The sequence below is a fragment of the Stenotrophomonas testudinis genome (assembly GCF_024499815.1).
Classification (GTDB): domain Bacteria; phylum Pseudomonadota; class Gammaproteobacteria; order Xanthomonadales; family Xanthomonadaceae; genus Stenotrophomonas.
Map to the genome: position 1 here is coordinate 56,425 of NZ_JAMOKY010000017.1, position 18,462 is coordinate 74,886.

An 18,462-nucleotide genomic window follows, 5' to 3' on the forward strand; every position below is an offset into this window, starting at 1 on the left:
CAGGATGATCAGAATTTTCTTGATGGCCGCGGGCGTGCTGGCGGCAGTGCCGGCGTTCGCGCAGGCCGGTGCGGAGCGTGATCCGGCGAAGACCGAGGTATGGGCGCCGGTGGCGGACGTTGCCACGCCGGTTGGCGCTGCGCCGTCGGACGCCATCGTGCTGTTCGATGGCAAGGACGTGTCCGCCTGGGAGGCGGAGCAGGGCGGGCGGGTACCGTGGACGGTGGCGGACGGCGCGATGACCGTGGTGCCGGGCAGCAAGGGCATCCGCACCCGGCAGCGTTTCTGTGACATGCAGTTGCATGTCGAGTGGCGCACGCCGACCGATACCAAGGGCTTCGACGGCCAGAACCGCGGCAACAGCGGCATCTTCCTGCAGGAGCTGTATGAGCTGCAGGTGCTCGACAGCCACGGCAACCCGACCTACGCCAATGGCCAGGCTGGCTCGATCTACAAGCAGGCCATGCCGCTGGTGAATGCCTCGCGTGCGCCCGGCCAGTGGCAGGCCTATGACATCATCTGGAAGGCGCCGCGGTTCTCCGCCGGTGGCGGGCTGACCTCGCCGGCGCGCATCACCGTGCTGCACAACGGCGTGCTGGTGCAGGACGACACCGTGCTGGCGGGCCGGACGGAGTACATCGGCGCGCCGTCGTACTCACCGCATGGCTGCGCGCCGCTGTACCTGCAGGAGCATGCCTCCAAGGTCAGCTACCGCAACATCTGGGTGCGCGAGCTGTAACGCTCGCGCCTACTTCGCCAGGTAGCTGGCGAGGTCATCGATCTCCTGCGCGGACAGCTGGGAGAAGGGCGGCATCAGCCCGCCGCCCTTGCTGATCTTTTCCTTGATCTGTGCCGGCGGCAGGCGCTTGCCGATGTCGGTGAGCGCGGGGAATGCGCCGGGCATGCCCGCGCGATCGGCACCGTGGCAGGCCACGCAGTTCGTCGCGTACAGCTTGGCGCCTGCAGCAGGATCTTCCTTGGACCACGCCGGCAGCGCATGGGTCGCCGCGCACAGGGTCAGGGCCAGGGTCAGGACAGTTTTCAAACGAAGCTCCTTGGCGGGCTAGCGCGAAGCGCGGGCGGGCAGGCTGACGGTCAGGTGTTCACGCAGGTAGTCGGCGCCGGTCTGGATCACCTTGGCAGGGTCACGCGGCTGGTCGTGCTCGACGATGTACCACGTCACGGCCGCACTGGCGGCAGCCGGCAGGATCGCGTCCCAGTCGAGCACGCCCTGGCCGACGGCGGCGAATCCGCCTGCGTCTTCGGCCTGGCCCTTGGGCGCGTTGTCCTTGGCATGCACCGCGAACAGGCGGCCGCGGAACTTGCCCAGCATCACCACCGGGTCGTGGCCGGAGCGGGCCACCCAGGCCAGGTCCAGCTCGGTCTGCAGGTTCGGGCCGGCGGCTTCGAACAGCAGCTCCAGGCCGGTGCGCCCATCGAAGTCGACCAGCTCGAAGTCATGGTTGTGGTAGGCCAGGCGCATGCCCTTGGCGCGCACCCGTTCGGAAATGCCGCCCAGTTCCTTGCCCAGCGCGGCCCAGCCGGCGGCATCTTTCGGCCGATCCTTGCTGTCCAGGTAGGGCACCACCAGCGTGGTGTTGCCGATGGCACGGTTGAAGGCCACGACCTTGTCGAGGTCATTGCGCAGGTCGGCCAGTGCGGTGTGCGAGGAAATCGCCTTGATGCCGTACTTGTCGAGCAGCAGCTTGAGTTCGGCGGCGCTAACATTCTGCGTGCCGACCGTTTCCACGGCATGCACGCCCGCGTCGTGGACGATCTTCAGCTGCTGGTCGAGCGTGCCTGCATTGCGCAGCGTGTACATCTGCACCGCAATGGGCTTTCCAGCGCCGCCGGTTTCCGCAGCGAAGACGGGCAGGGTGGCGAGCAGCAGCAGTGCGGCGGTGGCGATCCTGCGTGTTGGAGCCTTCATCCGTACATCCTCCAGGGGTTCATTCGAGGGTGGCCCAGGCGTGCGACCTGGCCGATGCGATGACGCGGTCGACGATCCGCGCCGAGCGCAGGCCGTCTTCGAAGGTAGGCAGGCCCTGCGGCGTTTCACCGTCGATGGCGCGATAGGTGTCGGCGACGAAGGCCTCGAAGCATTGCGCGTAGCCCTGCGCATGGCCGGGCGGCAATGTCGACAGACGACGCTGTTCGGCACTGCCGGCGCCGGGGCCGCGCACGAAGGTTTCTTCGCGCTGGTCGGGCCGGCCGATCCACAGCCGCTCGGGATCTTCCTGGTTGAACGCCACGCTGGCCTTGGTGCCATCGATCTCGAACCAGAGGCGGTTGTGCCGCCCCGCCGAGACCTGGCTGACGGTCAGCGATGCCAATGTGCCGGCGCCGGTGCGGAACATCGCCATGGCCACGTCCTCGCTGGACACTGCCTGCGTCGCGCCACCTGCCGCGGGTGTGCTGAAACTCTGTGCGCCTTCGGCGCTGCGCTCGGCGATCACCGTGGCGAAGGCCGCGCTGACCTCGGTGAAGCGCTCGCCGCTGACCCATTCCACCAGGTCGCACCAGTGCGAGCCGATGTCGGCGAACACGCGCGAGGTGCCGCCCAGTACCGGATCGACGCGCCAGTTGTTGCTGGCCGGGTCCAGCAGCCAATCCTGCAGGTAGCTGCCGTGGATGAGGTGCAGGGGCCCGAGGTCGCCGGCCGCGATGCGTGCGCGGGCCTCGCGGACCACCGGGTGGTAGCGGTAGACGAAGGGCACCGTGGCGACCAGGCCGCTGGATGCGGCCAACGATGCCAGCGCTTGTGCATCGTCGAGGGTCGTGGCCAGCGGCTTCTCGCAGATCACGTGCTTGCCGGCTTCCAGTGCGGCCTGCGCCATCGGCCGGTGCAGGTGGTTGGGCGTGCACACATGCACCACCTGGACCTGCGGATCGGCGACGACCTCGTCAATATCGCGGTAAGCGCGCGGCACACTCCATGCCTGCGCCACCTCATTCGCGCGCTGCGAAGAAGACGCCGCCACGCCACGCACTTCGGCACCGGCGAGCAGGGCGGCGCGGCGGTGCACCGCGGCGATCATCCCCGTGCCGATAATGGCGATTCCCAGCTTAGGCATCGGCGTTGTTCTCAGCGTGAAGTGGCTGCGGCAGCAGCGGCGGGGCGATCGCGGAACAGCAGCAGGAAGGCGATGAGCACGACCAATGCAACGCCGGCCGGGAACAGCCAGATCTGCTGCCAGTCCGGCCCTGCGGCCGTGGTGTAGTGCTCCACCACCGCGCCGGACAGGAAGGTGCCGATCAGCATGCCCACGCCGTAGGTGGCCAGGGTGATGAAGCCCTGCGCGCTGCTGCGTGCTTCAGGTCCCGCATGTGCATCGGTGTAGATCTGCCCGGTGACGAAGAAGAAGTCGTAGCAGATGCCGTGCAGGACGATGCCGATCACCAGCAGCGAGAAGCCGCCGCCGGCATCACCGAAGGCAAACAGCGCATAGCGCACCACCCAGGCGGCCATGCCTACCGCCAGCATGGTCTTCACCCCCAGCCGCACGAACAGGAACGGCATGGCCAGCATCAGCAGCACTTCGGACACCTGGCCCAGCGACTGCAGGCCGGCCGCGCCGCGCACGCCCAGGTCGTTGAGGTACGGGTTGGTGAAGTTGTAGTAGAACGACAGCGGGATGCAGATGGCGATGGAGGCCAGGAAGAACACCAGGTAGGCGCGTGACTTCAGCAGGCGCAGCGAATCCAGGCCGAGGATCTGCCCGAGCCCGGCGTCGCGCTGCTTCGCCAGTGGCGGCGTGTGCGGCAGGGTGAAGGCATACAGGCCCAACAGCAGCGAGGCCACCGCCGCCATCCGGAAGGTGAGTTCAAGACGGTGCGCCTGTTCCCAGCCCAGCCAGCCGATCAGCACGCCGGCGATGATCCAGCCGATGCTGCCGGCCACCCGCACCAGCGGGAACTGTTTCTCGGGCGACTGCATGTGCCGCATCGCCACGCTGTTGGCCAGCGCCAGCGTCGGCATGAACAGCAGCATGTAGCCCATCACGCAGGCGGAAAACATGCTGAAGCTGGTCGCGGTGGAGGCCAGCCACATCAGCACCGCGCCGGCCAGGTGCAGTACCGCCAGGATGCGCTGCGCGGCGAAGTAGCGGTCCGCGATCAGGCCGACCAGGAAGGGAGCGACGATCGCGCCGATGGACTGGCTGAGGAAGGTGGTGGCCACCTGGCTGGCGCTGGCCTGCAGCGGGCCCTGCACCAGGTAGGTGCCAAGGGTGACGAACCACGCCCCCCAGATGAAGAACTGCAGAAACATCATCGCGCCCAAGCGCGACATGGCGTGCGTCATGGTTTGCCCTCCCGGGGCGGTGTCAGCTCAGATTCCCAGCATGCGGTGCAGTGATGCGGCGTCGCTGCCGCTGTCGGCGAAGTCGTCGAACGCGCGCCCGGTGACCCGGATGATGTGGTCGCGGATGAAGGCGGCGCCCTCCCGTGCGCCGTCCTCGGGGTGCTTCAGGCAGCACTCCCATTCCAGTACCGCCCAGCCGGGGAAGTCATACTGCGCGAACTTCGAGAAGATGCCCTTGAAGTCGACCTGGCCATCGCCGAGCGACCGGAACCGGCCCGGCCGATCGATCCAGTCCTGGTAGCCGCCATAGACGCCGCTGCGGGCGCTGGCGTGGTACTCCGCATCCTTGACGTGGAAGATGCCGATGCGCGCGTGGTAGCGGTCGATGAAGCCGAGGTAGTCCATCTGCTGCAGCAGCAGGTGGCTGGGGTCGTAGAGGATCTTCGCGCGCGGATGATGGTCGACCACCTCGAGGAAGCGCTCGAAGGTCGCGCCGTCGTGCAGGTCTTCACCCGGGTGTATCTCGAAGCACAGGTCGACGCCGCAGTCGTCGAACGCATCGAGGATCGGGCGCCAGCGGCGGCCCAGTTCGGCGAAGGCTTCTTCCACAAGACCGGGCGGGCGCTGCGGCCAAGGGTACATGTAGGGCCAGGCCAGTGCGCCGGAGAAGGTGGCGTGTGCGGTCAGCCCCAGGCGCTGGCTGGCCTTGGCGGCCAGCATCAGCTGATCCACGGCCCAGGCCTGGCGGGCGGCAGGATCGCCGCGCGTGTCTGCCGGGGCGAAACCGTCAAACAGGCTGTCATAGGCCGGGTGCACCGCGACCAGTTGTCCCTGCAGGTGGGTCGACAGTTCGGTGATCTGCACGCCGTACCCGGCCAGCATCCCGGCCACGTCGTCGCAGTAGGTCTGGCTGCGCGCCGCCTGGGCCAGGTCGAACAGGTGAGGCGCCGTGGTGGGCACTTGTACGCCAGAATAGCCCAGCCCCGCGGCCCATCCGGCCAGCGTGTCCAGCCGATCAAAAGGAGCCTTGTCGCCGATGAACTGCGCCAGGAAAAGCGCCGGACCCTTGAGCGTCCTCACGTTGATTCGCCCTCGATGCAATCGATTGCATTACCTTAGCATGGGCTTTCCACAGACCCGTTGTGCAGTGCACAGCGGCAACAGGAGCTAGGACCATGGCAACCATTTACGACATCGCAAAGCACGTAGGCGTCTCCGCGGGCACGGTGTCGCGGGCGCTGTCGCGGCCGGAAAAAGTGCTGCCGGCCACCCGTGCGCGCATCGAACAGGCGGCCGCCACGCTGGGTTATGTGCCCAACACGGTGGCCCGCACGCTGAAGACCCAGCGCAGCGGCAAGATCCTGGTGACCGTGCCGGACATCGCCAACCCGTTCTTCGCGCAGATCCTGCAGGGCGCCGAAGAGGCAGCGCAGGCCGTCGGCTACGCCGTGCTGCTGGGCGATACCCAGCACCAGCCCGACCGCGAGGAACGCTACGCGCAGATGCTCCGGCGCAACGAAGCCGATGGCCTGATCGTGCTGGGGCACCGGCTGCCGCCGACCGCGCGCGAGATCGTGCAGGCGCTGGGCGCCGCCGCGCCGGTGGTCAACGGCTGCGAGTTCGATCCCGCGCTGGGCATTCCCAGCGTGCACATCGACAACGCCGCCGCCGCGCGCGCGGTGATGGAGCACCTGTATGCACTCGGCCATGAGCGCATCGCCGTTGTGGGCGGGCCGCCGGACAATCCGCTGCACCAGCAGCGCCTGGAGGGCGTGCGCAGTGCCGGCAACGCGCGTGGCCGGCTGCGCAGCCTGAGCGTCGTACCCGGTGATTTCTCGCTGGAATCCGGCCATGCGGCGGCGAAGGCGCTGCTCGCGCTTCCGCGCGCGCCGACCGCGGTGTTCTGCTTCAGCGACCAGATGGCGCTGGGTGCGCTGGCTGCCTGCCGCGACCTGGGCATCCGCGTGCCCGACCAGCTGTCCATCGTCGGTTTCGATGATCTCGCCTCGTCCAGCTTCCTGACGCCGCCGCTGACCACCATCCGCCAGCCGATGCGGGAAATCGGTGCGCGTGCGGTCAACCTGCTGCTGGCGATCATCGAACGCGTCGATGTGCCGCTGCAGCAGACGCTGGATTTCAGCCTGATGCTGCGGGGCTCGACGGCCGCGCCTGCCGCCGGCTGAGCGGCAGGCGCCGGGCAGGGCGCGGTGTTACTTCAGGTGGGCCTTGGCGCAGGCCAGCACGTGGTTGTAGTCGCTGGACATGCACTGGTAGAAGTCGCGTTTGGCGTCCGTCGCGCCTTCGCAGTCGGCATCGGTGATCTGCGGCAGCAGACCGCGCATCGGCGTGGCCATGGCCTCGAACTTCGCGGCATCCATGTAGCCGCCGGCCACGTTCTTCGCACCGACTTCCAGCATGGTTTCCAGCCCGTAGCGCGCGTTCTCGACGGCCTTGCGGCAGGACAGCTCGGCATCGGTGCGCTGTACTTCCAGCAGCGAGGCGGCGATGGCTTCGGCATCGGCCTTGACCTGCGGCGGTAGCGGCGTCGTGTCGGCAGCGCTGCCCGCGGCCAGCGTCGGCAGCGGGCACAGCATCAACAGCAGGGCGGCGGGCAGCAGGCGGGGCATCGGGCATCCATGCGGGCAGGTGGGGTGCCAGTGTGCGCTGGCGTGGGCGCGGCCGCCAGAGGGCTGAACGGAACGCCGCGCACTGCCCCGGAACCGCCATGGCAATCCACTACCATGGGCCACCCCAGTGGATGTGCTGCCATGACCGACGTGATCCTTGTCCCGCCCAGGCCACCTGCCGCGCGCATCGCCGCCTGGCTGTTGATGCTGCTGGGCATGTGGCTGGCCCTGAAGCTGGGCCTGGTGGTCACGCTGCTGTCGGGCCTGCTGGTGTTCCAGCTGACCCACGTGCTGGCCAACACCGTGGAAGGCAAGCTGCCGCCGGGACGGGCGCGCGCGTTCGCGGTCATCGTGCTGTCGGCGGTGATCATCGGTGCGCTGGTGCTGGCCGGTATCGGCGTGGCCTCGTTCTTCCGCAACGAGACCGGTGGCCCCGACGTGCTGCTGGCGCGGCTGATGGACATCCTCAATACCTCGCGGCACCAGGTGCCCGCACTGCTGCAGCCGTACATTCCCGAAGACCTGACGCGGCTGCGCGAGGCGGTGAACGAATGGGCCGCCGAGCACCAGCGGCAGCTGGGCGTGGCCGGTACGTCGGTGGTGCAGGTGGGCGTGCGCGTGCTGATCGGCATGGTGCTGGGCGCGATGATCGCCCTGTACGACGAGCTGCCGCTGCCGAAGATGGGGCCGCTGGCGCAGGAGCTGACCGGGCGCACCACGCGCCTGGCCGTGGCCTTCCGCCAGGTGGTGTTCGCCCAGGTGAAGATCTCGCTGCTCAATACGGTGTTCACCGCGGTGTTCCTGCTGGGCGTGCTGCCGCTGTTCGGCGTGCACCTGCCGCTGTCGAAGACGCTGGTGCTGATCACCTTCCTCGCCGGCCTGCTGCCGGTGGTGGGCAACATCATCTCCAACACCATCATCACCATCGTGGCGCTGTCGGTGTCGTTCTACGTGGCGGTGGCGGCGCTGCTGTACCTGATCGTCATCCACAAGCTGGAGTACTTCCTCAACGCGCGCATCGTCGGCGGCGAGATCCAGGCGCGGGCCTGGGAGCTGCTGCTGGCGATGCTGGTGATGGAAGCGGCATTCGGCCTGGCCGGGCTGGTGGCCGCCCCGGTGTTCTTCGCCTACCTGAAGCGCGAACTGGTCGACCAGGGCTGGATCTGATCCCGGCGCGGCGCACGCGTGAAATCCGCCGCGACGGACCTGCACGCCCGCCTTACCTGCGCGAGCGGAGGCTGGGCGCATGCCCACGGAGAACCGACCATGACCACGCTCACCCTGCCCGAACTGGCGAAGAAGATGGCCGGCATCGATTTCGCGATGCTGCAAACCCACGCAGCCGGCGAGATCGACGGCCGGCCGATGAGCAACAACGGCGACGTGGACTACGACGGGGACAGCTGGTTCTTCACCCTGGAGAGCACCGGCATGGTGCAGCAGATCGAAGCCAACCCAGCGGTTGCACTGGGTTTCACCGGCAGCAAGTCACTGCTGGGCAAGCCGCCGCTGTTCGTGCATGTCACGGGCCGGGCTGCGATCATCCGCGAACGCGGTGTGCTGGCCCAGCACTGGGCTGAAGAGCTGGAACGCTGGTTCGAGCAGGGCGTGGATACGCCGGGACTGGTGCTGATCCACGTGCACGCACAGCGCATCCAGTACTGGGATGGCGAGGACCACGGCGAACTGACGGTCTGAATGCCTGCGGTAGCGCCGGGCCATGCCCGGCGGCTCAGATCACTTCGAACGCGCCCTCATCCACCCAGTCGGCCAGCTCCGGCGCCAGTGCATGTTCAACCGCCCGCCGCAGCAGCGCGGGAGCGATGTAGTGGCGGTGCACGGCATCGATCATCGCCATGTACAGGCGGCCGAAGCGGTTGTGGGTCTGCACGCGCGAGCCCAGGCTGACCTGCACGCTGCCGTCGTCACCTAGCTGCACGTGCACGCTGCTGCGGAAGCGCAGGTGGCGGTCGTCTGCACCGAGCAGCACTTCGGCACTGCGGTCCTGCCCGTCGATGCGCGCGTCCAGAACCGGGAAACGGGCGGCGAACAGGCGGCTGCGGTCGGTGGACAGCAGCGACGATACCGGGCAGCCCAGCGGTGAGGTCCGCAGGCGCAACGGTGCGACCAGACGATTGCGCAGCGCCATCAAACGGCCGACGCCGCCCGGCGGATTGCGCAGGAAACCGTCCAGCACCTCGGCCAGCAGCGCGGACGCCGAGCGCTGCGTGCACTGCCCGCTGCGCAGGGTCAGCACGGTCAGGTCCTGGTACTGGCTGGAGGGCAGCGCACGGGCCAACAGGCCCTGCGCGTCGGGACCACCGCTGTGCACCGGGTAATGCGGCGTGCTGCGTTCGACGAACCCGCGCAACGGCCGCAGGTTGATCCGCCGCAGCGGGCCCAGCAGTGAACGGGTCTGCGCACACAGCCGCGCGCACAGGCTGGGCGGCGCGGCCTGCAGTGACAGCTGCAGCAGGGGCGCGGTGGCCAGCATGGCCGCACTCGGCCAATGCGGCTCCGGCAGCACGTCGGTCAGGCTGGGAATGTCGGCACTGTTGGCCTGCACCTGCGCGCGGGTGCTCTCGCTCATGGTCCCGGCCAGTTCATTGCTGTGGCACGACAGCGCAAACAGGGCAGGGTGGGCGGCATGGTTGGAGGCGAACTGGTGCCAGGTGCCGCCGCCGAAGCGCACGGTGAACAGGCAGTCCGGCGGGATGCGGATGCGCCGCAGGCTGCGCAGGAAGGCGGCCGGGTCGGTGGCCAGCTGCGCATCGGCGGCGGTGGCGAAGCGCAGCTCCGCACCGGCGCTGCCGGCGATGGCGGTGAACATGCGTGGGCCGGCATGGCGATGAAACGGATGGCCGCCGCCGGTGACCACGAAGCTGTACAGCGAGGACGCATCGCCGTGCTGCAGGTGCATCCCGCCCAGCCGCGCGGAGGGTTCATCCAGCGCATCGATGAAGGCCGGATGGTGGCGCTGGCGCTCCCCGGCATCCTTCACCAGCGCGTCGCCGGCGCCGATGCCGAGCTGGGCGATGAGGGTGACCTCAATGGGGCCGGTGCCGTCCTGTGCGGGCAGCTGGACACCTGGAAACGAACGGCTGTTGCGGGTCGAACCAGGCATCGTCGTGCTCCTTGTCAGCGGGCAGGGGACTTGCGGCGTGCGCGGGCTTCGCGCTTGAGCGGACCACCGACCGGACAGACTTCGGCGGCCCAGGAGAACAGCGTGTTGGCCAGGCGCTCGGGCACCTGGCGGAAGTACACGAACTGGCCGCGCTTCTCGCGCTCGATCAGGCCGGCCTCTTCGAGGATGCGCAGGTGGCTGGACAGTGCCGGCTTGCTGAAGTCGAAGCGCTCGGCCAGCTCGCCCGCGCTCAGTTCGCCAGCGCTGAGGTAGGCCAGGATCTGCCGGCGGGCACCGGAGGCGAGGGCTTCGAAGATGCGGTCCATGGGTCGTTAATTAACTAATTCGTTAATTGATGATCCGGCGTGCATGGGGCCGTGTCAAGCGGGCGCGCCCGTTGCGCAGCAGCCCCTGCCTTTGCCATCCTCACCGCTGATATCGATCCGTTGGAGCTGTGATGCGTGCTGCGCCCTGGCTGATGGCTGGCCTGCTGCTGCCCGTGCTGGCCGTGGCGCAGCCGTCGCGCGCGCCGAAGCCGGCCGTCGCGCAGGATTCCTTCAGCGAACTGTTCGACACCGCGTGCATGCAGCACATCGGCGCCCCGGCGCGGCTGCAGGCACTGATGGAGGCCAATGGGCTGACCCCGCTGCAACCAGCCGAGGCGGCCACCCTGTTGCAGGGCCAGCCGGGCGTGGCGTGGCTGGTGCCGCTGGCCAGCGGGCGTTATGCGGTGAGCTGGGCCGACGACGGCACCTGCAGTGTGTACGCGGAGAAGGCCGAACCGGCGGTGGTGCAGAAGGGTTTCGCGCGGTTGATGCAGGCGGCGCCGAAACCGCTGCAGGTGCGTTCGCTGCCCGGCCGCGGGCCGCTGCCGGCCGACCAGGTGGCCATCCAGTACGGCTGGGCCACGCCGGGCGAAACCAGGCTGCGCGTGCGTTTCCGCCTGGTCACCCGCCAGGCCGCCGAAGCTGGCGTGCAGGCGATGGCGTCGGCCAGCCCGGGTGAAGCCATGCTCGAACAGGCGTCCACGCCGCCGGGCGAGGCGACGCCTCCGCGCTAAGGCCGGGCCCCGGCCCACGCGTGCGATTCATCCACTGCGTCCGGATGTGGTATATCGTTTATCGATAAATCCATCCCGGGCGGCGAGGCTGCCCCACGCCGGAGGTTGCTTGACCGCTCGTCCCGCCCGCGCCGAATCCGCGCGAGGCTTGTTCACCTTGGCCCAGACCGCCGTGCAGGCCGTTCGGGCAATGTGCTGGTTGGGCATCCTGGCCGCGCTGCTGGCCGTTCCCCTGGTGGCCTACGACCGGCGCTGGCTGCTGGACAGCGTGCACGACGCGCACGCCGCGGCCGTCCACGGCAGCGATCTGTTCCTGCATTTCTGCATCGGCCTGGGCAGCATCGTGGCCCTGCTGGTGCTGTGCCTGGTGTTCCTGCGGCACCTGGCGCGCCTGCTGCGCTCGGCCGCCGGTGCGCGCCCGTTCACCCATGCCAACGCGCAGCGCCTGCAGCGCATGGCGTGGCTGATGCTGGCGATGGAAGTGCTGTCGATCATCATCGGCGTGTACGCATCCTGGATGGGCCCGGACTTCGCGTGGATGGAAGTCGGCGGCGGCATGTCCATCACCGGCCTGATCGCCGTGCTGATGCTGTTCGTGCTGGCACGCGTGTTCGCCGCCGGTGCGGCCATGCGTGATGACCTCGATGGTGTCATCTGATGGCGATCGTCATCACGCTCGACCGCATGCTGCAGGAACGGGGCATGACCCTGTCCGAGCTTGCCGGGCGCATCGACATCACCCTGGCCAACCTGTCCATCCTCAAGACCGGCAAGGCACGCGCCATCCGCTTCTCGACGCTGGATGCGATCTGCCGCGAGCTGCAGTGCACGCCGGGCGACCTGCTCGGGCATGACCCGCTGCAGGCGCAGGACGACGACTGAAACACCCCTCTCTCCCTTACCTCATGAAGAAACGGAACCGAAATGGAATGGTTGGCTGACCCCTCGATCTGGATGGGCCTTGCGACCCTGATCGTGCTTGAGATCGTGCTTGGCATCGACAACCTGGTGTTCATCGCGATCCTGGCCGACAAGCTGCCACCGCACCAGCGTGACCGCGCGCGGGTGATCGGCCTCAGCCTGGCCCTGCTGATGCGCCTGGTGCTGCTGGCCGCGCTGGCCTGGATCATGAAACTGACCGAGCCGCTGCTGACGCTGTTCGATCACAGCTTCTCCGGGCGCGACCTGATCCTGCTGGGCGGTGGCCTGTTCCTGCTGTTCAAGGGCACCATGGAACTGCACGAGCGCCTGGAAGGCCGCCAGCACGAGGACAACGGCAAGAAGGTGTATGCCAGCTTCGCGATGGTGGTGGCGCAGATCGTGGTGCTCGACGCGGTGTTCTCGCTGGACTCGGTGATCACCGCTGTCGGCATGGTCGACAACCTGGGCGTGATGTACGCCGCGGTGACCATCGCCATGGTGCTGATGCTGCTGGCCAGCAAGCCGCTGACCCGCTTCGTCACCAAGCATCCGACCGTGGTCGTGCTGTGCCTGGGCTTCCTGCTGATGATCGGCTTCAGCCTGGTGGCCGAAGGCCTGGGCTACAAGATTCCGAAGGGCTATCTGTACGCGGCCATCGCCTTCTCGATCCTGGTGGAAGCCTTCAACCAGTGGGTGCGTTTCAACCGCGAGCGCAACGAGCGCCTCCAGCCGTTCCGCCAGCGCACCGCCGATGCAGTGCTGCGCATGCTGGGTGCACGCCCGGCCAACGGCCACGATGACGCCGGCGAAGAGGAGCACGGTGATGCGGAGGAGCGCCTGCAGCCGGCCGAGCACGAGATGATCCGCAGCGTGCTGGGCCTGGCCGACCGACCGGTGTCGAGCGTGATGACGGTGCGTGCCGACGTGCAGTGGATCGACCTGGCGCGTGGCCAGGACGACGTGGTGGCGCGCCTGGTGGCGTCGCCGCATACGCGCCTGCTTGTGGGCGAGGGCGCCCTGGACTGCCTGCGCGGCGTGGTGCAGAGCCGCGACCTGCTGGCCGACCTGCTGCAGGGCAGGCCTCTGCAGCTGGAGGGCAACCTGCGCGAGCCGCAGTACGTGCTGTCCAGCGCCAGCGCATTGCAGGCATTGGAACTGATCCGCCAGCACCCGGTGCCGCTGGCGGTGGCCGTGGACGAGTACGGCAGCGTGGAAGGCCTGGTGACCGCCAACGACCTGCTGGCGGCGATCGCCGGCGACCTGGCCGATACTCAGGACGAACGCTACGGCGTGGTGGCGCAGGGCGAGGACCAGTGGGAAGCCGATGGCGCGCTGACTCTGGACGACCTGCAGCGCCTGGCGGGTGTGTCGCTGCCGCGCAGCAGCGACTACATGACCATTTCCGGCCTGGTGCTGGACCAGCTGGGGCGCCTGCCCGATGAAGGCGATGCGGTGGATGTGGCCGACGTGCGCATCACCGTGCTGGCGATGGAGAAGCGCCGCATCGCGCGTCTGCGCGTGCAAAGGCTGGCGCAGCCGTAACGCGCCGCCGCCTCGTGTAGAGCCGAGCCCACGCTCGGCTGATTTTGCCTTTTGTAGAGCCGGGGGGCGGCGGGGGGGGGGGTTTTGGGGCCCGTGCGTGGGCGCGGGTCAAAATAGGAAACCGCCGGGCCGGGCCCATGCTCGGCTGTTTTTCCGGCAGCCGAGCATGGGCTCGGCTCTACAGTTGAAGCGGCCGAGCATGGGCTCGGCTCTACAGTTGAAGCGGCCGAGCATGGGCTCGGCTCTACCCATTGCAACCTCCGCCCGTCACCATGGCGGGCCCCCACGTTCTGGAATGCCGCAGTGCTGAGTACGATTGGTTTGTTGATGGGCCTGTACGTGGCCTGGCGCCTGTTCTGGCCGCTGCGCCTGCCGGTGTGGGCCAAGGCCCTGTTGTCGCTGCTGCTGGTGGGCCTGGCCGTGCAGCTGCGCATCGTCGCCACCTTCTGGGGCACGATGGCCTCGCCGGAAATCCCGAAGATGGCCATCGCCGTGCTGGCTACCGGCTCCACCGCCGTGCTGCTGTTGGCGCTGGCGATGCTGCTGTTCGATGCCGGCCTGCTGGCAGCGCGCGCGCTGCGCCTGCCGGGTGCAGTCTCGGCTCTGCGTACGCCGTTGCTGCGTCCGCTGGCCGCAGGTGTCGCATTGCTGCTCAGTGCCTACGGCGTCAGCCAGGGCATGGCGGTGCCGAAGCCGCGTCAGGTCGAGGTCGCCATCAAGGACCTGCCGGCCGCCTTCGACGGCTACCGCATGCTGCAGCTCACTGACATCCACGCCAGCCGCCTTCTGACCGGCGACTGGGTGCGCCAGGTGGTGGCCGAAAGCAATGCGCTGAAGCCGGACCTGATCGTGATCACCGGTGACCTGATCGATGGCACGGTGGATGCACGCCGCGATGATTTCCGTCCGCTGGGCGACCTGCAGGCGCCGGACGGGGTGATCGCCATCACTGGCAACCACGAGTACTACGCACAGTACAGCGACTGGATGCAGGCCTTCCGCGCGCTGCACATGCAGGTGCTGGAAAACAGCCACACCCAGGTGCGGCGTGGCGATGCCGCGCTGACCATTGCCGGCGTCACCGACCCGGTGGCGGCGCGCTACGGCCTGCCGCTGCCCGACCTGCAGGCGGCGCTGGCCGGTGCCGATCCGGCCGCACCGGTGATCCTGCTCGACCATCGCCCGCGCAATGCCGCCGATGCGGCCGCGCGCGGGGTGAAGCTGCAGCTGTCCGGCCATACCCATGGCGGGCAGATCGTCGGCATGGACCAGCTGGTGAAGCGGGCCAACGGTGGTTTTGTCTCCGGCCGCTACGAGGTGGATGGCATGACCCTGTACGTGAGCAACGGCGCCGGCCTGTGGGCCGGTTTCCCCGCGCGCATCAGCGTGCCTTCGGAAATCACCCTGTTCACCCTGCGCCGCGCACCCCGAACTCTGATGGGGTCGGATCCCTTTGCCACCGGTAAAGGGCTCTGACCCCGCCTCCTGCCTGCAGATGCACCGCGTCGTCACCCCGCGCGTGACACCCTCCGGCCATGAATGAAATGACGGCGGCGCGGCAGCGCTCGATGTGGGTCGCGGGCCTGTCCACCGTGGTGGAGTGGTACGACTTCACCCTGTACCTGTATTTCGCCACCGTGTTGTCGCGGGTGTTCTTCGGTGGCGGCGAGCAGGCAATGCTGGTCACGCTCGCGGGCTTCGCCGTCTCCTACCTGATGCGGCCGCTCGGCGCACTGTGCTTCGGCCACCTCGGTGATCGCCTCGGCCGACGCTGGATGCTGCTGGCCTCGATGGCGCTGATGGCGGCGGCGATGCTGGCCACTGCCCTGCTGCCGACTGCAGCGACGGCGGGCACTACGGCCGGCGTGCTGCTGCTGGTCCTGCGCTGCGTGATGGCCTTTTCGGTGGGCGGCGAATACACCGGCGTGGTTGCCTACCTGCTGGAAAGCGCACCGGCCCGCCGCCGCGGCCTGGTCACTTCGCTGGCCTCGGCGGCCAGCGAAGTGGGCGCACTGCTGGCGGTGGCGATCTCTGCGGTGACCGTGGCGATGCTCACGCCCGCACAGCTCGATGGCTGGGGCTGGCGCATCCCGTTCTTCGTCGGTGCCGCGCTCGCGCTGGTGATTCTCATAGCGCGCTCGGGCATGCACGAATCGCCCGAGTTCGAGCGCCAGCGTCGCGAGGGCAGCATTCCGGCGACGCCGCTGCGCCATGTGCTGCGCAACCATCCCGGCGCGGTGGCGCGCACCTTCGCGATCTCCGCACTCGGTTCGATCACCTACTACGTGGGCATCACCTATGTGCCGGCCTTCCTGCATGCGCAGGGGCACGATGAAGGCGATGCGCTGTGGCTGTCGACAGTCGCGGCAGTGGCGGTTATCGCCATCACGCCGCTGTGCGGACTGCTGTCCGATCGCTTCGGGCGGCGACCGCTGCTGCTGGGCCTGACCGTGCTGGCGGCGTTGCTGCCGCTGTCGATGTTCGGCTGGATGGCCGAGGCCGCGCCGCTGGGCATCGCGCTGGCGGCGGTGGTGCTGGCCTGCGTGGCGGGCGGCATCAGCGCGGTCGCGGCACCAGCCACGGCCGAGCAGTTCCCGGGCGAGGGCCGGGTGAGCGGGCTGGCACTGGGGGTGACCATGGCCACGGCGGTGTTCGGCGGTGCGACACCGTGGCTGGCGCAGTGGTGGGTGGAACGCAGCGGCTGGGCGGCGGCGCCGGGCGCGATGATCGCGCTGGTGGCGGTGCTGGTGCTGCCGGTGCTGTGGACCCTGCCCGAGACGACCCCGGGCAGGGGCAAGCGCTAGGCGATCAGACCGCCAGGGTCTGCTCGATGTCGGCCAGCACGGCCGGCGCATCCACGCCGATGGCGATCGACTGCAGCACGTGGCCATCCCACACGCTGGGGCCGAAGGCCAGGCCTTCCGGCTTGGGGATGGTCATGCCGCGGGCAACGCCGTCGGTGGCCACGCGCACGCTGGCGCGCTCGAACTGGAACAGCTCCGGGCGGGTCAGGGCGATGCAGGCGCAGCAGTCGTGCACGACCATGCCCTTGTGCCCGGCCTGCAGGTAGAAGTCCACGTAGCCCTGCGACAGCGCACGCACCAGCTCGGCATCGGCACCGCCGATGGCAGCCAGCTTGTCCAGGCCGTCACGGTCCATCTCCACGCGGGTGGTGACGTCCAGGCCGATGGCGGTGACCGGCCACTGCGCGGTGAACACGATGTCAGCCGCTTCGGCGTCGCCCCAGATGTTGGCCTCGGCGGCCGGGGTGATGTTGCCGTTGACGTGGAAGGCGCCGCCCATCAGGACCACGCCGCGCACCAGGCCGGCGATGTCCGGGGCCTGCTGCAGGGCCAGGGCCAGGTTGGTCATGCGGCCGACCGCGACCAGGGTCACTTCGCCCGGGTGGGCGCGGACCAGGTCGACGATCAGCTGGTGGGCCGGGCGCCCATCGGCGGCCACGTCCAGCGCAGCCGGCACCGGGTGGTTGCCCAGGCCGTTGTGGCCATGGATGTGCACCGGCCACGCTTCCGGGGTGGCTTCGGGCTGCAGCGGGCCGGCGGCGCCGCGTGCGACCGGGGCGGCAAAGCCCCAGGCCTGCTTCAGGTACAGCGCGTTGTGGGTGGTCGAATCCACCGACGCGTTGCCGAAGGTGGTGGTGACGCCGACCAGGTCGATCTGGGCGTGCTTGTGCAGGTACAGCAGGGCCAGCGCGTCGTCGACGCCCGGGTCGGTATCGAAAATGACTTTCAGCATGTTGTTGTTCTTCTTCTTCCGTGTGGTGCAAGGGGGCCGGCGGGACCCGGGGGGGCGGGCCGGCGCGCCCTACATTGTCCCATCTTCATGACAGGCAGGGCGAACCGGGGCGGCGGTGCTATCGTCAGGGGGTATCCACGGAAGGAGAACCGCCATGAAGACCCCCGCGATCCTGCTGGCCGGGCTGCTGTGCCTGGGCGCCGTCGCGCCGGCCCTGGCCACCTCGGTGGCGCCGAAGCCGCTGGCGGAAATGGTGGCGGACGCCGACCAGATCGTCCGCGCCAAGGTGGTCGACGTGGAGATGGTCGATGGCAGGGGACGGCCGCTGACCGATCCCGGATCGCGTACCGGGCCAGGCTTGGACAACGAGATCCGCCTGGTGTTGCAGGTGGAGGAAGTGCTGCGGCCGCGGGAGGGCAAGGTGCCGGCGGCGATGCGGGTGCCGCTGTGGACGATGTGGCATTACACTTTGGGCCATATCCGCGAGGCCACGCTGGGCAGCGAAAGCCTGTTCCTGCTCAAGGGCGAGCGCCACGCACCGGTCTATCCGACGGGTTTCCAGCGGCCGCTGGATGAGCGCGCGCAGATCCAGTCATTGATGGTGGCGCCATGACCGCGCCGGTTCGCTGCTGCGGAGGCACGCCATGCTGGTGGTGACCCTGGTCCTCATCGCCTTGGTGCTGGGCCTGAACCTGGTCGCCACTTATGTGGTGGTGCGGCGCGACGACGTGTCGGTGGGAGGACGGATGGTGCAGCTGCTGCTGGTCTGGCTGCTGCCGCTGGTCGGCGCGATCCTGTGCATGGCGATCGCCACCGCCGATGGCTCGGTCAGCCGCAGTGATGGCAGCTTCGCGGGCAGCTACGATTCCTCGGGTGGGTATGCCGGTGACAGCCACGGCAGCCACAGCCATGGCGGATCGGACTGCAGCAGCGACAGTGGTGGCGGCGATGGTGGCAGCTGCGGCGATTGAGGCGCAGGCATTGTGTAGAGTCGGGGGGGGGGGGGGGGGGCCGCCCCCCCCCCCCCCCCCCCCCCCCCCCCCCCCCAAAACACCCCCCCCCCCCCCCCCCCCCCCCCCGCGGCGGGGGGGGGGGGCGGCGCCGCGGCCGCCCCCCCCGTCTCCCCCAC

Annotated in this window: 21 protein-coding genes; 12 read left to right on the forward strand and 9 right to left on the reverse strand. The window is 68.8% G+C overall.

Annotated elements, in window-relative coordinates; translation table 11 throughout:
* Positions 1-4: 4 nt before the first annotated feature.
* Positions 5-739, forward strand: a complete 735-nt coding sequence (locus NQ204_RS11460; protein WP_488192360.1) for a 3-keto-disaccharide hydrolase — start codon at positions 5-7, stop codon at positions 737-739.
* A 9-nt stretch (positions 740-748) separates the two neighbouring features.
* Here NQ204_RS11460 and NQ204_RS11465 read toward each other — a convergent pair whose 3' ends face one another.
* The 5 genes from NQ204_RS11465 to NQ204_RS11485 are packed head-to-tail and all read right to left on the reverse strand — an operon-like array spanning position 749 to position 5,383.
* A complete protein-coding gene (locus tag NQ204_RS11465) occupies positions 749-1,045 on the reverse strand; it encodes a c-type cytochrome (RefSeq protein ID WP_165835681.1) in 297 nt (98 codons plus the stop codon).
* 18 nt (positions 1,046-1,063) lie between these two features.
* A complete protein-coding gene (locus NQ204_RS11470) occupies positions 1,064-1,930 on the reverse strand; it encodes a sugar phosphate isomerase/epimerase family protein (protein ID WP_256643918.1) in 867 nt (288 codons plus the stop codon).
* Between the two features lie 19 nt (positions 1,931-1,949).
* Positions 1,950-3,074 carry a Gfo/Idh/MocA family protein gene (locus NQ204_RS11475; protein ID WP_116863114.1) on the reverse strand — a complete coding sequence of 375 codons (1,125 nt, stop codon included), beginning with the start codon at positions 3,072-3,074 and terminating at the stop codon, positions 1,950-1,952.
* A gap of 11 nt (positions 3,075-3,085) precedes the next feature.
* A complete protein-coding gene (locus NQ204_RS11480) occupies positions 3,086-4,303 on the reverse strand; it encodes a nucleoside permease (protein ID WP_256643919.1) in 1,218 nt (405 codons plus the stop codon).
* A 27-nt stretch (positions 4,304-4,330) separates the two neighbouring features.
* The gene (locus NQ204_RS11485) at positions 4,331-5,383 is read right to left on the reverse strand and encodes a sugar phosphate isomerase/epimerase family protein (protein ID WP_256643920.1); all 1,053 of its coding nucleotides are present in this window, start codon (positions 5,381-5,383) and stop codon (positions 4,331-4,333) included.
* Between the two features lie 95 nt (positions 5,384-5,478).
* On the opposite strand from NQ204_RS11485, the gene NQ204_RS11490 reads away from it, so the two are divergent.
* Positions 5,479-6,486: a LacI family DNA-binding transcriptional regulator gene (locus tag NQ204_RS11490; RefSeq protein ID WP_116863117.1), complete on the forward strand. Its 1,008-nt coding sequence runs from the start codon at positions 5,479-5,481 to the stop codon at positions 6,484-6,486.
* A gap of 27 nt (positions 6,487-6,513) precedes the next feature.
* Here the strand turns inward: NQ204_RS11490 and NQ204_RS11495 are convergent, their stop codons facing one another.
* Positions 6,514-6,930, reverse strand: coding sequence for a hypothetical protein (locus tag NQ204_RS11495; RefSeq protein WP_116863118.1), 417 nt, complete (start codon positions 6,928-6,930; stop codon positions 6,514-6,516).
* 141 nt (positions 6,931-7,071) lie between these two features.
* Here NQ204_RS11495 and NQ204_RS11500 point away from each other — a divergent pair, with 141 nt between their 5' ends.
* Entirely contained in the window at positions 7,072-8,097 is a 1,026-nt protein-coding gene (locus NQ204_RS11500) for an AI-2E family transporter (RefSeq protein WP_256643921.1), read from the forward strand.
* 99 nt (positions 8,098-8,196) lie between these two features.
* Positions 8,197-8,628: a pyridoxamine 5'-phosphate oxidase family protein gene (locus NQ204_RS11505; protein WP_256643922.1), complete on the forward strand. Its 432-nt coding sequence runs from the start codon at positions 8,197-8,199 to the stop codon at positions 8,626-8,628.
* Between the two features lie 34 nt (positions 8,629-8,662).
* Here the strand turns inward: NQ204_RS11505 and NQ204_RS11510 are convergent, their stop codons facing one another.
* A complete protein-coding gene (locus tag NQ204_RS11510) occupies positions 8,663-10,054 on the reverse strand; it encodes a DUF2867 domain-containing protein (RefSeq protein WP_256643923.1) in 1,392 nt (463 codons plus the stop codon).
* Between the two features lie 14 nt (positions 10,055-10,068).
* On the reverse strand, positions 10,069-10,380 hold the full coding sequence (locus NQ204_RS11515; protein WP_079221004.1) for a metalloregulator ArsR/SmtB family transcription factor: 312 nt from the start codon (positions 10,378-10,380) through the stop codon (positions 10,069-10,071).
* Positions 10,381-10,511: 131 nt separating this feature from the next.
* Here NQ204_RS11515 and NQ204_RS11520 point away from each other — a divergent pair, with 131 nt between their 5' ends.
* The 6 genes from NQ204_RS11520 (at position 10,512) to NQ204_RS11545 (ending at position 16,381) form a co-directional block, all read left to right on the forward strand.
* Complete coding sequence (locus NQ204_RS11520) at positions 10,512-11,114, forward strand: NMCC_0638 family (lipo)protein (RefSeq protein WP_116863122.1); 603 nt, start codon at positions 10,512-10,514, stop codon at positions 11,112-11,114.
* A 190-nt stretch (positions 11,115-11,304) separates the two neighbouring features.
* On the forward strand, positions 11,305-11,772 hold the full coding sequence (locus NQ204_RS11525) for a DUF2975 domain-containing protein (RefSeq protein WP_108770634.1): 468 nt from the start codon (positions 11,305-11,307) through the stop codon (positions 11,770-11,772).
* Positions 11,772-11,996: a helix-turn-helix domain-containing protein gene (locus NQ204_RS11530; RefSeq protein WP_108764376.1), complete on the forward strand. Its 225-nt coding sequence runs from the start codon at positions 11,772-11,774 to the stop codon at positions 11,994-11,996. Before NQ204_RS11525 ends, NQ204_RS11530 begins: the two co-directional genes overlap by 1 nt.
* Before the next feature lie 42 nt (positions 11,997-12,038).
* Positions 12,039-13,577 (forward strand): TerC family protein, encoded by a 1,539-nt coding sequence (locus NQ204_RS11535; RefSeq protein WP_256643924.1) that lies wholly within the window; start codon positions 12,039-12,041, stop codon positions 13,575-13,577.
* A gap of 303 nt (positions 13,578-13,880) precedes the next feature.
* Entirely contained in the window at positions 13,881-15,053 is a 1,173-nt protein-coding gene (locus tag NQ204_RS11540; RefSeq protein ID WP_256643925.1) for a metallophosphoesterase, read from the forward strand.
* Positions 15,054-15,121: 68 nt separating this feature from the next.
* Positions 15,122-16,381, forward strand: coding sequence for an MFS transporter (locus NQ204_RS11545; protein ID WP_108768132.1), 1,260 nt, complete (start codon positions 15,122-15,124; stop codon positions 16,379-16,381).
* Positions 16,382-16,385: 4 nt separating this feature from the next.
* On the opposite strand, the gene NQ204_RS11550 is transcribed toward NQ204_RS11545, so the two are convergent.
* The gene (locus NQ204_RS11550) at positions 16,386-17,333 is read right to left on the reverse strand and encodes a nucleoside hydrolase (RefSeq protein ID WP_256643926.1); all 948 of its coding nucleotides are present in this window, start codon (positions 17,331-17,333) and stop codon (positions 16,386-16,388) included.
* 154 nt (positions 17,334-17,487) lie between these two features.
* On the opposite strand from NQ204_RS11550, the gene NQ204_RS11555 reads away from it, so the two are divergent.
* Positions 17,488-17,946, forward strand: coding sequence for a hypothetical protein (locus NQ204_RS11555; protein WP_256643927.1), 459 nt, complete (start codon positions 17,488-17,490; stop codon positions 17,944-17,946).
* A gap of 31 nt (positions 17,947-17,977) precedes the next feature.
* Positions 17,978-18,304 carry a hypothetical protein gene (locus tag NQ204_RS11560; RefSeq protein ID WP_116863127.1) on the forward strand — a complete coding sequence of 109 codons (327 nt, stop codon included), beginning with the start codon at positions 17,978-17,980 and terminating at the stop codon, positions 18,302-18,304.
* The last annotated feature ends 158 nt before the right edge of the window (positions 18,305-18,462 follow it).

Bases quoted from the DNA above. Each gene is read 5' to 3' on its own strand.
- NQ204_RS11460 (WP_488192360.1), top strand. From the start codon at position 5: ATGATCAGAATTTTCTTGATGGCCGCGGGCGTGCTGGCGGCAGTGCCG.
- NQ204_RS11470 (WP_256643918.1), bottom strand. From the start codon at position 1,930: ATGAAGGCTCCAACACGCAGGATCGCCACCGCCGCACTGCTGCTGCTC.
- NQ204_RS11475 (WP_116863114.1), bottom strand. From the start codon at position 3,074: ATGCCTAAGCTGGGAATCGCCATTATCGGCACGGGGATGATCGCCGCG.
- NQ204_RS11480 (WP_256643919.1), bottom strand. From the start codon at position 4,303: ATGACGCACGCCATGTCGCGCTTGGGCGCGATGATGTTTCTGCAGTTC.
- NQ204_RS11490 (WP_116863117.1), top strand. From the start codon at position 5,479: ATGGCAACCATTTACGACATCGCAAAGCACGTAGGCGTCTCCGCGGGC.
- NQ204_RS11495 (WP_116863118.1), bottom strand. From the start codon at position 6,930: ATGCCCCGCCTGCTGCCCGCCGCCCTGCTGTTGATGCTGTGCCCGCTG.
- NQ204_RS11500 (WP_256643921.1), top strand. From the start codon at position 7,072: ATGACCGACGTGATCCTTGTCCCGCCCAGGCCACCTGCCGCGCGCATC.
- NQ204_RS11505 (WP_256643922.1), top strand. From the start codon at position 8,197: ATGACCACGCTCACCCTGCCCGAACTGGCGAAGAAGATGGCCGGCATC.
- NQ204_RS11510 (WP_256643923.1), bottom strand. From the start codon at position 10,054: ATGCCTGGTTCGACCCGCAACAGCCGTTCGTTTCCAGGTGTCCAGCTG.
- NQ204_RS11515 (WP_079221004.1), bottom strand. From the start codon at position 10,380: ATGGACCGCATCTTCGAAGCCCTCGCCTCCGGTGCCCGCCGGCAGATC.
- NQ204_RS11520 (WP_116863122.1), top strand. From the start codon at position 10,512: ATGCGTGCTGCGCCCTGGCTGATGGCTGGCCTGCTGCTGCCCGTGCTG.
- NQ204_RS11525 (WP_108770634.1), top strand. From the start codon at position 11,305: ATGTGCTGGTTGGGCATCCTGGCCGCGCTGCTGGCCGTTCCCCTGGTG.
- NQ204_RS11530 (WP_108764376.1), top strand. From the start codon at position 11,772: ATGGCGATCGTCATCACGCTCGACCGCATGCTGCAGGAACGGGGCATG.
- NQ204_RS11535 (WP_256643924.1), top strand. From the start codon at position 12,039: ATGGAATGGTTGGCTGACCCCTCGATCTGGATGGGCCTTGCGACCCTG.
- NQ204_RS11545 (WP_108768132.1), top strand. From the start codon at position 15,122: ATGACGGCGGCGCGGCAGCGCTCGATGTGGGTCGCGGGCCTGTCCACC.
- NQ204_RS11550 (WP_256643926.1), bottom strand. From the start codon at position 17,333: ATGCTGAAAGTCATTTTCGATACCGACCCGGGCGTCGACGACGCGCTG.
- NQ204_RS11555 (WP_256643927.1), top strand. From the start codon at position 17,488: ATGAAGACCCCCGCGATCCTGCTGGCCGGGCTGCTGTGCCTGGGCGCC.
- NQ204_RS11560 (WP_116863127.1), top strand. From the start codon at position 17,978: ATGCTGGTGGTGACCCTGGTCCTCATCGCCTTGGTGCTGGGCCTGAAC.